This is a genomic window from Pseudomonas sp. VEM90 (genome assembly GCF_054611535.1).
This window is the reverse complement of record NZ_JBTRAR010000017.1, coordinates 73,516-85,835: the sequence shown is the minus strand read 5'-3', so window position 1 is coordinate 85,835 and position 12,320 is coordinate 73,516. Positions and strand designations below refer to the sequence as shown.

At 60.9% G+C, this 12,320-nt stretch carries 13 protein-coding genes; 6 read left to right on the top strand and 7 right to left on the bottom strand.

Annotated features, from left to right (window positions below; all coding sequences use genetic code 11):
• Positions 1-5 precede the first annotated feature (5 nt).
• From rloB to ACYCCG_RS17250, 4 genes are all read left to right on the top strand, one after another.
• Positions 6-1,541 carry an osmotic stress tolerance membrane protein RloB gene (gene rloB, locus ACYCCG_RS17265; protein ID WP_176683934.1) on the top strand — a complete coding sequence of 512 codons (1,536 nt, stop codon included), beginning with the start codon at positions 6-8 and terminating at the stop codon, positions 1,539-1,541.
• Positions 1,541-2,521 (top strand): alpha-L-glutamate ligase-like protein, encoded by a 981-nt coding sequence (locus ACYCCG_RS17260; protein ID WP_176683935.1) that lies wholly within the window; start codon positions 1,541-1,543, stop codon positions 2,519-2,521. Before rloB ends, ACYCCG_RS17260 begins: the two co-directional genes overlap by 1 nt.
• 199 nt (positions 2,522-2,720) lie before the next feature.
• A complete protein-coding gene (gene pabB, locus ACYCCG_RS17255; protein ID WP_209964882.1) occupies positions 2,721-4,061 on the top strand; it encodes an aminodeoxychorismate synthase component I in 1,341 nt (446 codons plus the stop codon).
• 78 nt (positions 4,062-4,139) lie between these two features.
• Entirely contained in the window at positions 4,140-4,874 is a 735-nt protein-coding gene (locus ACYCCG_RS17250) for a phosphoadenylyl-sulfate reductase (protein ID WP_003250299.1), read from the top strand.
• A gap of 168 nt (positions 4,875-5,042) precedes the next feature.
• Here ACYCCG_RS17250 and cysB read toward each other — a convergent pair whose 3' ends face one another.
• From cysB to ACYCCG_RS17235, 3 genes are all read right to left on the bottom strand, one after another.
• Entirely contained in the window at positions 5,043-6,017 is a 975-nt protein-coding gene (cysB, locus tag ACYCCG_RS17245; RefSeq protein ID WP_010953293.1) for an HTH-type transcriptional regulator CysB, read from the bottom strand.
• 128 nt (positions 6,018-6,145) lie between these two features.
• Positions 6,146-6,643 (bottom strand): universal stress protein, encoded by a 498-nt coding sequence (locus ACYCCG_RS17240; RefSeq protein WP_176683937.1) that lies wholly within the window; start codon positions 6,641-6,643, stop codon positions 6,146-6,148.
• Positions 6,644-6,767: 124 nt separating this feature from the next.
• On the bottom strand, positions 6,768-7,715 hold the full coding sequence (locus ACYCCG_RS17235) for a putative 2-dehydropantoate 2-reductase (RefSeq protein WP_209964880.1): 948 nt from the start codon (positions 7,713-7,715) through the stop codon (positions 6,768-6,770).
• A gap of 232 nt (positions 7,716-7,947) precedes the next feature.
• Between ACYCCG_RS17235 and ACYCCG_RS17230 the strand changes: the two genes are divergently transcribed.
• Complete coding sequence (locus ACYCCG_RS17230) at positions 7,948-9,024, top strand: 3-deoxy-7-phosphoheptulonate synthase (RefSeq protein WP_176683939.1); 1,077 nt, start codon at positions 7,948-7,950, stop codon at positions 9,022-9,024.
• A 69-nt stretch (positions 9,025-9,093) separates the two neighbouring features.
• Here ACYCCG_RS17230 and ACYCCG_RS17225 read toward each other — a convergent pair whose 3' ends face one another.
• Positions 9,094-9,375, bottom strand: a complete 282-nt coding sequence (locus ACYCCG_RS17225; protein ID WP_003250290.1) for a GNAT family N-acetyltransferase — start codon at positions 9,373-9,375, stop codon at positions 9,094-9,096.
• A gap of 507 nt (positions 9,376-9,882) precedes the next feature.
• Between ACYCCG_RS17225 and ACYCCG_RS17220 the strand changes: the two genes are divergently transcribed.
• Positions 9,883-10,134 (top strand): Lpp/OprI family alanine-zipper lipoprotein, encoded by a 252-nt coding sequence (locus ACYCCG_RS17220; protein ID WP_003250288.1) that lies wholly within the window; start codon positions 9,883-9,885, stop codon positions 10,132-10,134.
• 132 nt (positions 10,135-10,266) lie between these two features.
• On the opposite strand, the gene ACYCCG_RS17215 is transcribed toward ACYCCG_RS17220, so the two are convergent.
• The 3 genes from ACYCCG_RS17215 to ACYCCG_RS17205 form a co-directional block, all read right to left on the bottom strand.
• The gene (locus ACYCCG_RS17215) at positions 10,267-11,244 is read right to left on the bottom strand and encodes a L,D-transpeptidase family protein (RefSeq protein ID WP_176683940.1); all 978 of its coding nucleotides are present in this window, start codon (positions 11,242-11,244) and stop codon (positions 10,267-10,269) included.
• 113 nt (positions 11,245-11,357) lie between these two features.
• Positions 11,358-11,648, bottom strand: a complete 291-nt coding sequence (locus tag ACYCCG_RS17210) for a hypothetical protein (protein WP_003250283.1) — start codon at positions 11,646-11,648, stop codon at positions 11,358-11,360.
• A gap of 58 nt (positions 11,649-11,706) precedes the next feature.
• Positions 11,707-12,312, bottom strand: coding sequence for an arylesterase (locus ACYCCG_RS17205; protein ID WP_176683941.1), 606 nt, complete (start codon positions 12,310-12,312; stop codon positions 11,707-11,709).
• Positions 12,313-12,320 lie beyond the last annotated feature (8 nt).

Sequence of the window (12,320 nt, the reverse complement as noted above, 5' to 3'; positions counted from 1 at the left end):
TCCCGATGCGCTCTCTTACCCTCCATCTGAAAGCCCTGATCACCGTGCTGGTGCTATTGGGCGTGGCGGTCACGGCTTATCAGATCTTCGTGCTCGGCATCCCGGTGACCGAGGATGAAACCGACGACCTGTGGAACATCGACGCCAAGGTCGAGTTCGTGGCCAACAGCAAGGATCCGGTCAAGGTGCAGATGTTCGTGCCACCGCTGAACCGCGACTACGTCAGCCTCAACGAGAGCTTCATCTCCAACAACTACGGGGTCAGCATCAACCGTGCAGACGGCAACCGCAAGGTTACCTGGTCGGCACGTCGCGCCAGTGGCAAACAGACCCTCTACTACCGCCTGGTACTGACCAAGCGCTACAGCAGCGAGAAGACCAAGGTCAAAGGCCCGACCTTCCGTGACAGCCTGGCCGTCGAAGGCCCCGAAAAGATCGCCGCCGAAGCGCTGATGGCGCCTATACGTCAGCACTCGGCTGACGTCGAGACCTTCGTCAGCGAGACCATCAAGCGGGTCAACAACCTAAACGACGACAACGTCAAGCTACTGCTGGCCGGCGACACTTCGGCGATGAAGAAAGCCGAGGTCATCGACCTGCTGCTGTCGATCGCCCACGTGCCAATGGAACGGGTGCACACCATCCGCCTGCTGGCCGACACCCCGCAAACCCCGGAGCTGTGGTTGCGCAGCTTCAACGGTGACGACTGGCTGTACTTCAACCCGGACACCGGTGAGCAAGGCCTGCCGAGCGACCGCCTGCTGTGGTGGACCGGTGACGACAACCTGATCACCGTCGATGGCGGCAAGAAGGCCAACGTCACCTTCAGCATGAACAACAGCGAGATGAACGCCATCCGCCTGGCCAAGCTGACCGACGAGAACACTGACGCCGACTTCCTCGAATACTCGCTGTACGGCCTGCCGCTGCAAACCCAGCAGACCTTCATGATCATGGTCATGATCCCGATCGGCGTGCTGGTGATCCTGGTGCTGCGCAACCTGATCGGTATCCAGACCCTGGGCACATTCACACCGGTGCTGATTGCCCTGGCGTTCCGCGAAACCCAGCTGGGCTTTGGTATTGTGCTGTTCACGGTGATCACTGCCCTGGGCCTGTCGCTGCGCTCGTATCTGGAACACCTCAAGCTGCAGATGCTGCCACGCCTGTCGGTGGTATTGACCTTTGTCGTGGTGCTGATTGCCGCCATCAGTCTGTTCAGCCACAAGCTGGGCCTTGAACGCGGACTGTCGGTAGCACTGTTCCCCATGGTGATCCTGACCATGACCATCGAACGCCTGTCGATCACCTGGGAGGAGCGTGGTGGTGGACATGCCATGAAAGTGGCCGTCGGCACCCTGTTCGCCGCTGCCCTGGCACACCTGCTGATGATGGTGCCGGAACTGGTGTACTTCGTGTTCACCTTCCCGGCAGTGCTGCTGATCCTGGTGGGCTTCATGCTGGCGATGGGCCGTTATCGCGGCTACCGCCTGACCGAGCTCGTGCGCTTCAAGGCTTTCCTGAATAAGGCTGACACCTGATGTTTGGCCTGATCAAGACGTGGAAAGCCCTGGAGGCCCGGGGCATCATGGGGATCAACCGGCGTAACGCGGACTATGTGCTGAAGTACAACAAGCGCAACCTGTACCCGATCGTCGACGACAAGATCATCACCAAGGAACGCGCGCTGGCGGCCGGCATCCATGTGCCGGAAATGTACGGCATCATCGAGACCGAAAAAGAGATCGAGAAGCTCGACCAGATCATTGGCGGGCGCAGCGATTTCGTCATCAAGCCGGCGCAAGGCGCCGGCGGTGATGGCATCCTGGTAATCGCCGACCGCTTCGAGGACCGCTACCGCACGGTGTCGGGCAAGATCATCAGCCATGCGGAAATCGAGCACCAGATTTCCAGCATCCTCACCGGGCTGTACTCTCTCGGCGGGCACCGCGACCGCGCACTGATCGAGTACCGCGTGACCCCGGACCAGATATTCAAGAGCATCAGTTACGAAGGCGTGCCGGACATCCGCATCATCGTGCTGATGGGCTACCCGGTGATGGCCATGCTGCGCCTGCCGACTCGCCAGTCCGGCGGCAAGGCCAACCTGCACCAGGGCGCCATCGGCGTGGGTGTCGACCTGGCCACCGGCGTGACCCTGCGCGGCACCTGGCTGAACAACATCATCAGCAAGCACCCGGACACCACCAACGCGGTGGACGGCGTGCAACTGCCGAACTGGGACGGTTTCATGAAACTGGCCGCTGGCTGCTATGAACTGTGTGGCCTGGGCTATATCGGTGTGGACATGGTGCTTGACCAGGAGAAAGGCCCGCTGATTCTGGAGCTCAACGCCCGCCCGGGGCTGAACATCCAGATTGCCAACGATTGCGGCCTGACTCAACGCACCCATGCCATCGAGGCACACATCGAAGCACTGGCCAAGGAGGGTGTGAGCGAAGACGCCGAGCAGCGGGTACGGGTAGCGCAGGGTTTGTTCGGGCATGTGCCTAACCGCTGAAATACAGGGGCTGCCTTGCAGCCCATTCACAGCACAAGGCTGCCACTGCACGGGGTTCAAGCGCTTCACTCGACCTGCAGGGGCTGCCTTGTGCTGCGCATGGGCCAAACACAGCGTTGAATGTCGTACCCAGCGCTAGGCGCTTTTCCTGCACAGGTCTACAATCGCCCTCCTCGCTTTTACATCGCCGTCCATACTGATGCCGACCTGCACGCTACACCCCCTGCCCTACAAGCCCGACCCTGCCGCCTATTTCGCCCACCTGCGCCAGGCCCCCGGTGCGATCCTGCTCGACAGCGCCCGCCCCGGCGCCGAACGCGGCCGGTTCGACCTGCTCAGCGCATGGCCGCTGCAACAACTGCAGGCGCAGCCCGATGAAGAGGGCCGCGTCTTCCTCCAGCGCCTGCGTGCTGGCCTGGAACAACTGGGCCACGCGGACTTGCCCAACGGTATAGAACTACCCTTCGCCGGCGGCCTGATCGGCTACCTGAGCTACGACTTCGGCCGCCGCCTGGAACACCTGCCAAGTCTGGCCGTGGACGACCTCGGCCTGCCAGACGCACAACTGGGCCTGTATGACTGGGCACTGGTCAGCGATCATCTGCTCGGCACCAGCCAGCTGGTGTTCCACCCGAGCCTGGCAGGCGACAAACGCGAACGCCTGATCAGCCTGTTCCAGGACACCACCGCCACCACCGGCGACTTCCGCCTACTCGCGCCGATGGCCGGTGACCTGGAGCCCGAGCAGTACAAAACAGCTTTCGACCAGGTACAACGCTACATCCAGGCCGGTGACTGCTACCAGATCAACCTCACCCAGCGCTTTCGTGCGCCCTGCCAAGGCGATCCATGGCGGGCCTACCAGGCCCTGCGCCAAGCCTGCCCGACACCCTTCTCCGGCTACCAGCAACTGGCCGACGGCAGTACCCTGCTGAGCTTTTCGCCCGAGCGCTTCATCCGCGTCAGCCAAGGCCAGGTGGAAACCCGGCCGATCAAGGGCACCCGCCCGCGCGCCAGCGACCCGGCTGAAGACAAGCGTAACGCCGAAGAGCTGCTGCACAGCCCAAAGGACCGCTCGGAAAACCTGATGATCGTCGACCTGCTGCGCAACGACCTTGGGCGCACGTGTGAGATCGGCTCAGTGAAGGTCCCGGAACTGTTCAGCTTGGAGAGCTACCCCAACGTGCACCATCTGGTCAGCAGCATCACCGGCCAGCTGGCCAGCGACAAGGATGCGCTGGACCTGATCGGCGACAGCTTCCCAGGCGGCTCGATCACCGGCGCACCGAAAATCCGCGCCATGCAGATCATCGACGAACTGGAACCAGCACGCCGTGCGCTGTACTGCGGCTCGCTGCTGTATGTGGATGTGCGTGGCGAAATGGACAGTTCGATCGCCATTCGCAGCTTGCTGATCAAAGATGGCCAGGTCAGTTGCTGGGGCGGCGGCGCGGTGGTAGCCGATTCGCAGTGGCAGGCCGAATATGAAGAGTCGATAGCCAAAGTGCGGGTGCTGATGCAGACCCTGCAGGGCTTGTAAGCCCTTCTAGACCGCGTTTTTTGTTACCATCACACCACTACGAGCGCACAGCGCCACAGCCAAGATGGAAACCGCCTGATGAGCCAACCCTTCGACGTCGCCGCCCTGGCCGCGACCTATGCCAACAAGTCCCCACAAGACATCCTCAAGCTGGCCTTCGAGCACTTCGGTGATGACCTGTGGATCTCCTTCAGCGGCGCCGAGGATGTGGTGCTGGTCGACATGGCCTGGAAGCTGAACAAGCAGGTAAAGGTATTCAGCCTCGACACTGGGCGCCTGCACCCGGAGACCTACCGGTTCATCGACCAGGTACGCGAACAGTACAACCTGCCGATCGAGATTCTCAGCCCCGACCGCGCCAAGCTCGACCCGTTCGTCAAGGAAAAGGGCCTGTTCAGCTTCTACAAGGACGGCCATGGCGAGTGCTGCGGCATTCGCAAGATCGAGCCACTGCGACGCAAGCTGGCCACCGTCAGCGCCTGGGCTACCGGCCAGCGCCGCGACCAAAGCCCCGGCACCCGCAGCCAGGTGGCAGCACTGGAAATCGACAGCGCCTTCTCCACGCCTGAGCGCACGCTGTACAAGTTCAACCCACTGGCGCAGATGAGCAGTGAAGAGGTATGGGGTTATATCCGCATGCTCGAGCTGCCGTACAACAGCCTGCACGAGCGTGGCTTCATCAGCATTGGCTGCGAGCCGTGCACCCGCCCGGTGCTGCCAAACCAGCATGAACGTGAAGGGCGCTGGTGGTGGGAAGAGTCGACACAGAAGGAATGCGGGTTGCATGCGGGCAACCTGATCAGCAAGGCTTGAGCTAGTGCTGGCGCTCTGTAGGAGCAGGTTTACCCGCGAAGAAGACACCGCGGTGGATGGCACGGGCTTCGCCCGTATTCGCGGGCAAGCCCGCTCCCACAGGGATCGCGCCAGCTTTTAGAAATTGAGCTAGACAGTTACTCCCACAGCGGCCCCAGCATTCCCGAATCAGTGCACCGGCAGCTCGACACCTTCGAACAATTCTTCCAGCTCTTGCTTGTTGTGGCACTGAATGGCCTTGGCCATCACTTCACGAGTCAGGTGCGGGGCAAACTTCTCGATGAAGTCGCACATGAAGCCGCGCAGGAAGGTACCACGACGGAAGCCGATCTTGGTGATGCTGGCTTCGAACAGCTCACTGGCATCCAGCGCCACCAAGTCACTGTCGAGCTTGGCGTCCACAGCCATGCCGGCAACGATACCCACGCCCAGCCCCAGGCGTACATAAGTCTTGATCACGTCGGCGTCAGCCGCGGTGAAGACCACTTTTGGCGTGAGGCCGCGGTGATTGAAAGCCTCATCCAGCTTCGAGCGCCCGGTGAAGCCGAACACGTAGGTGACGATCGGGTATTCGGCGACTGCTTCCAGGGTCAATTTCGGCAGCTTGGCCAGCGGGTGACCTTGTGGCACCACGACGCAACGGTTCCACTTGTAGCACGGCATCATGATCAGGTCGCCGAACAGCTCCAGCGCCTCGGTGGCGATGGCGAAGTCGACCGTACCGTCCGCTGCCATCTCGGCAATCTGCATGGGCGAACCTTGGTGCATGTGCAGGGACACTTCCGGATACTGCTTGATGAAGCTGCTGATAACCGGCGGCAACGCATAGCGCGCCTGGGTGTGGGTGGTGGCGATGGACAGCGTGCCCTTCTTCTCGTTGGAGAACTCCTGGGCAATCTGCTTGATGCTCTCGACCTTGCGCAGGATTTCGCCTGCTGTGTTGATGATGCGCTCACCGGCCGGGGTAACGCGGGTCAGATGCTTGCCGCTGCGGGCAAATACTTCAACACCCAATTCGTCTTCGAGCAGGCGGATCTGCTTGCTGATACCTGGCTGGGAGGTATACAGGCTCTGCGCCGTCGCGGAGACATTGAGGTCATGGTGCGCCACTTCCCAGATGTAGCGCAGTTGTTGAAGCTTCATAGGTTTCCCTCGGTTCAGCGATGAGTCCGCGGCAGCAGGCAGCGACGATATATAACTATATTAGTGGTTCTTGAAATAAATCTAGAACTATTTTGTTACATGCCCACGGAGACGGCCTACACCTATCTTCATGCTTTCCTACGCCCCAGATGCTGCGCCAAGGGCACCATGTACACCGGCACCGGCGACAGCTGCAGCAGCCGCACCGCCGTACGCCCCAACGGTACATCCACCCCGGCACCCGCACTGTGGCTACCGAATATCAACAGGTCGACGCTTAGCCGCTGAGCCTGGTCGAGAATCACCTGCGCCGGGTCACCCTGACGCACCCGCACGGCCTTGATCACCGCCAGGTCAGCCTCTTCGCCCAGCTCGTCACGAAAGTTTTCCAGCACACGCTGCTCTATGTTCGCCATCACTGTGTTCACCCCCTGGCGATGCAACTGGTCGAGCGTCTGCTCATCAAGGTAACTTTGCAGGAGGGATTCGGCGAACTGCCCCATCGGCTCTACCGCGTGGATCACATACAGCTCGGCACTGAACGTGCGCGCCAGGGCCAGCGCGTGTTGCATCACGAAAGGGGCGTAGACACCGAGGTCGGTGGCGTACAGCATGGAGCGGATCATTCGACCTCCTCGACTGCCGCAGCGGCAGAGCAAGCTTCAGCTTAGCAGCGCGCCGGACGCTCGCTTTGCCGTCCGGCGCGCTGTGGCCGCGGGCTGTAGCGCCCCGCCGAAGCCTCCGCCCCCTTCAGGCAGGCCTGTTGCCGCTGTCGATGAAACTCAGCGCCTGGTACAGCATCTCAATGCGCGGCAGGTTGCAGCCTGCCGCCCGTGCGCGTGCCAGCGGCTCGGCATAGATGGCCCCCAGCTCCAACGGGCGTTTGTGGACGTGGTCGTGATACATGCTCGGCCAGTAGTCAGGCATGCGCTCGGTCACCTGGAACAAGTGCTCGGCATAGCCTTCGGGCAGCACATGGCCACAGGCTGCCGCGCCCTGCACCACCTCGGCCATCAAGGCCTGTATCAGCGCGCGGGCATTGCTGTCGGCCATCAGTGGCGAAGTGCTGGCCCCCAGCAGCACCGACAGGCCGTTGTAAGGCACGTTCCACACCAGCTTCTGCCAGCGTGCCAAGGCCAGGTTCGGCATGACCTGCGAGTCGATCCCCGCAGCCTGGAACAACCCGGCGCCTTCATTCACCAGCGCGACACCACAATCGCTGGCCGGCCCGCTGTGATAACCCAGGTTGACCGCACCCAAAGCCTGGTGACGAATGACACCTGGTGCCTGGCGGTTAACGCAGATGAAGCACAGGCCGCCGAGCAGGTGCATGTCGCTCCGCAAGGCCGGACGCAACTGTTCCTCTACACCCAGGCCGTTCTGCAACAGCACCACCTTGGCGCCGGGCGCAGCGGCCTGGACGATCAACGGAGCCAACTGCTCGTTGCTGGTGGCCTTGGCCCCGATCAGGAGCCAGTCACAGGGCGGCATGTCGGTGGCACTGGCATACGCCTGCACCCTCATCTGCAATGCGCCATGCACGGCACTGTCCAGGCTCAGCCCTTGTTCACAAACGGCCTGATACTCACTACGCAACAGAAAATGCACGTCGAAACCGGCCCGGGCCAGCATCAACCCATAAAAGCCACCAATGGCACCGCTGCCGATGATGCCGATGCGAGGGGGGTGAGAATGCATGCCAATCTCCAGGTCTATAGTCAGCGCTCTTTTTACACAGGTTACGCAGCGCTGGGCAGTCCATTCGCACGCAACACCCTCGCTCAGGTAAAAACCCCACAATGACTGGGTCAAGCCCATTGTCGTGCCACCTGTAACGCGCTAAGGTTCGGCTCCCCGCTGCGATTATTCTTGCTGCTGGGCCGCACGGGGTTAGTTGGCGGCCGGCACCCGTGACCTGACGAGTAACACGATGGCTGATTTACCGATCGATGACTTGAACGTTGCCTCCAACGAGACCCTGATCACCCCTGATCAGCTCAAGAAGGAAATCCCCCTCAGCGCCAAGGCCCTGCAGACCGTGACTGCCGGCCGTGAAGTCGTGCGCAATATTCTCGACGGCAAGGACCATCGCCTGTTCGTCGTGGTCGGCCCTTGCTCCATCCACGACATCAAGGCTGCCCACGAATACGCCGAGCGCCTGAAAGTGCTGGCCGAAGAAGTGTCCGATACGCTGTACCTGGTCATGCGCGTGTACTTCGAAAAGCCGCGCACCACCGTCGGCTGGAAAGGGCTGATCAACGACCCGTACCTGGATGACTCGTTCAAGATCCAGGACGGCCTGCACATCGGCCGCAAGTTGCTGCTGGACCTGGCCGAAATGGGCCTGCCGACTGCCACCGAAGCGCTCGACCCGATTTCCCCACAGTACCTGCAAGACCTGATCAGCTGGTCGGCCATCGGCGCCCGCACCACCGAGTCGCAAACACACCGCGAGATGGCCTCGGGCCTGTCCTCGGCGGTGGGCTTCAAGAACGGCACCGACGGCGGCCTGACCGTTGCCATCAATGCCCTGCAGTCGGTGTCCAAGCCGCACCGCTTCCTGGGCATCAACCAGGAAGGCGGCGTGTCGATCGTCACCACCAAGGGCAACCCATACGGCCACGTGGTACTGCGCGGCGGCAATGGCAAGCCGAACTACGACTCGGTCAGCGTCGCCCTGTGCGAACAGGACCTGGCCAAGGCCAAGATCAAGGCCAACATCATGGTCGACTGCAGCCATGCCAACTCCAACAAGGACCCAGCCTTGCAACCGCTGGTGATGGAGAACGTCGCCAACCAGATCCTCGAAGGCAACCAGTCGATCATCGGCCTCATGGTCGAAAGCCACCTGAACTGGGGCTGCCAGTCGATTCCGAAAAACCTGGACGATCTGCAGTATGGGGTGTCGATCACGGACGCCTGCATCGACTGGTCGGCCACCGAGAAAACCCTGCGCAGCATGCATGCCAAGCTCAAGGATGTGCTGCCGCAGCGTAAGCGCAGTTGAATATTGCGCGAACAAAAAACGCCGGGCACTGCCCGGCGTTTTTTGTTGTGTCTGGTACCTGTCGTCAGCTCAGGCCTTGCTCGAATGCCGCTGTTGGCGCTCCATGTAACGTTCCACATACGAGCAAGACGGGATCACCGTGTAGCCCATCTGCTCGGCGTACTCCAGGGCACGCTCGGTCAGGGCGGCAGCAATCCCGCGGCCGCGCAGGGCATTGGGCACGAAGGTGCGATAGATGTCCAGCGTCTGCTTGCCCAGATCCATGTACGTCAGATAGGCACGATGACCGTCCACGTTGGTCTCGAACTGATGACCGGCCTGGTCATGGTGGATGGTCAGCGCTTCGCTCATCACTACTCCTCGCAGGTCTTCTCGGCAGACCCATACCTTAACCGATGGTGGTTTATCCGGCACAGAATCCTCTACGCCACCTGTTGCCGCTTCGACGATTGGACGATTGTAATCGTTCGGATCCTCTGGCACTCACAAGATAGTAGGCACCGCAAGCGGGATTGCTCAAGGTGGTGGCGGTTAAAAATGCTCAAAACGCCGCCCGGGCGACTTTCCCAAGCCCGCCCAACAGCCACCGGATGTTCTAGGGCTTAAGACGCTGATCGACAGTTAAAGTCACCCTTAGTTCAACAAAAAAGTTCCAGTACCACAATCGCTTGCGAACCCTGCACATTTTTTTCACAGACACGTCGCAAATCTTGTCGGCGCAGGGTCAAGCAACATTTTTTTTGCAGTTCTTGCGCTCTGTCAGTTTACTTACTACAAGTAATGGGTACTATGTACGCCGGCCAGTTTCTCTTTCCTGAGAGATGGCTATTTAATAGAAAGTCCTTGAAGGGGAACACGATGAACAACGTTCTGAAATTCTCTGCTCTGGCTCTGGCCGCAGTTCTGGCTACCGGTTGCAGCAGCGTATCCAAAGAAACCGAAGCTCGTCTGACTGCGACTGAAGACGCAGCAGCTCGCGCTCAAGCTCGTGCTGACGAAGCCTACCGTAAGGCTGACGACGCAATGGCAGCCGCTCAGAAGGCTCAGCAGACCGCTGACGAAGCCAACGAGCGCGCTCTGCGTATGCTGGACAAAGCCAGCCGCAAGTAATAATCCTCACGGATTGTTAAGAAGCCGACCCACTTGTGGGTCGGCTTTTTTATTGCCTTTGAAACCGGCAAACGCGGCCAGCAGGTACGAAAAGGCCTGCACTAAGGCAGGCCTGGGTGTGTCGAAATTACCTTACTGCAGTTCGGGCGGAATGCTCGTCACCATCGGTGCGCCCGCCTGGTTATCCACCGGCACGGCAATTTCTACCGGCATACCATCTTCAGCGGCCACCACATCACGCACCATGTCCCAGTTCATGCGTAGGTTATTGGCCAGGTCTTCGCGCTTGAGCAAGGTATTGATAACGGCGGTGTGTTTGTCGACCACCGACGGGTTGCCGTGGTCATCCAGCGGCGTGTGTGCCTCAAGATAGACCTTGCCGCCACTGATACCGAACTTGTAAGGCTCGTTGATGATGCGCACCGGAGTCCCTACCGGCACCATCTTCGACAGTTCAAGCACGTTATTGTTGAACATGCGGAAGCAGCCGTGACTGGTGCGCATGCCAATGCCGAACTTCTTGTTCGAACCATGGATCAGGTAGCCCGGCACGCCCAAGGTGAACTTGAACGGCCCAAGCGGGTTGTCCGGGCCAGCCGGCACGACGGTCGGCAGGATGTCACCGTCAGCTGCGTGCTCTTTGCGAATCGAAGCGGGCGGCGTCCAGGTCGGGTTGGGCGTCTTGGCGGTGATCCTGGTGTTGGCGATCGGCGACCCCCAACCCTCGCGACCAATACCCAGCGGGAAGGTGTACACCACGCTTTGCCCCTTAGGGAAGTAGTACAAGCGGTACTCGGCCAGGTTGATGACGATGCCTTCGCGCGGGCCCGGCGGCAGGACGAAACGGGTCGGCAGGATGATCTCGGTGCCGGCGCCCGGCAGCCAAGGGTCCACGCCCGGGTTGGCGGCGATCATTTCCAGGTAGCCAAGGTCGTTTGCGGTGCCGATATCGGCGAACGTGTCCTCGTACTTTGCCTTGATCACATGCACCTGGCCGACGATGTCTTCACCGGGCGGTGGCAGTGGCAGCTCCAGCGCAGCAGCGGGGCCCGCTACCAACAGGGCGGCCAGGGACAGGCTACGGGTGACGGCAGGAAAGCGCGGCAACATCCGGTAAATCCTTCGAAAGGTGGGTCAAGAGGATCGATTGTACACCCGCGCCGATGCAAGCGGGAGGCATTGGCACGTTGCAAACGTTTCAGATGATGAAAGGCGCTTGTCGTTCAGCTGCCGTGCAGCTCTGGCCACACCGGGCGCATGCCACGTCGCTGGGCATCGAGGATGGCACGGCACAGCTCACACAGGCGGCCATCGCGATAGATCGATCGCGGCACCCCCGACCAACGCGGCTGGGCTGGCAGCAGGCCGCCGCACAAAGTACGGTCGACCGGCACGCCCAGCTCAAGCTGGCGGGCCACGAGGTGGACGCGAATTTCCTGGCAGGCGAACAGGTCGAGCTGCTCATCGGGCTCGATCAGTTGATAGGCATACAGGGACCAGGCAGGGCGCGGCATTTGGAGCACTCGAAACGGGGGGCGCAACATTAGCCGAAAGGCGTCCCCGTTTAAAGCGTCACAGCAAGGGTTTTATCGCTGGCCAGGCATTTTCCAGCAGCCGCTGCTGAGCACCCTGGGCCGGATGGATGCCATCAGCCTGCATCAACTCAGGTACACCCCCTACCCCTTCGAGGAAAAACGGCACCAAAGGAACCTGTTTGTCCACCGCCAGCTGTTCATACACCTTGGCAAATGCAGTGGTGTAACGCACACCATAATTGGGCGGCAGGCGCATGCCCAAGAGCAGCACCTTGGCACCTGCCTCGCGCGAGTGCTCGATCATCGAGGCAAGATTTTGTTGCAATTGAGCAGGCGGCTGCCCGCGCAGACCATCGTTGCCGCCCAGCTCCAGCACCACCAGGCTTGGTTTATGTGCTGCAAGCAGCGCCGGCAGCCGCGCCTGGCCGCCTGCGCTGGTGTCGCCACTGATCGACGCATTGACCACTTTATCGTCAAAACCTTCCTCCCTGAGGCGGGCCTGCAAGAGAGACACCCAGCCCTGGCGGCTATCCAGGCCAAAACCGGCGCTGATACTATCGCCAACAATCAGCAGTGTTCCTGCCGCTGCGCTCTGGGCCAGGCAATACAGGGCCAGACCGGCACTCAACCACCACACTCGCATCGGATTCT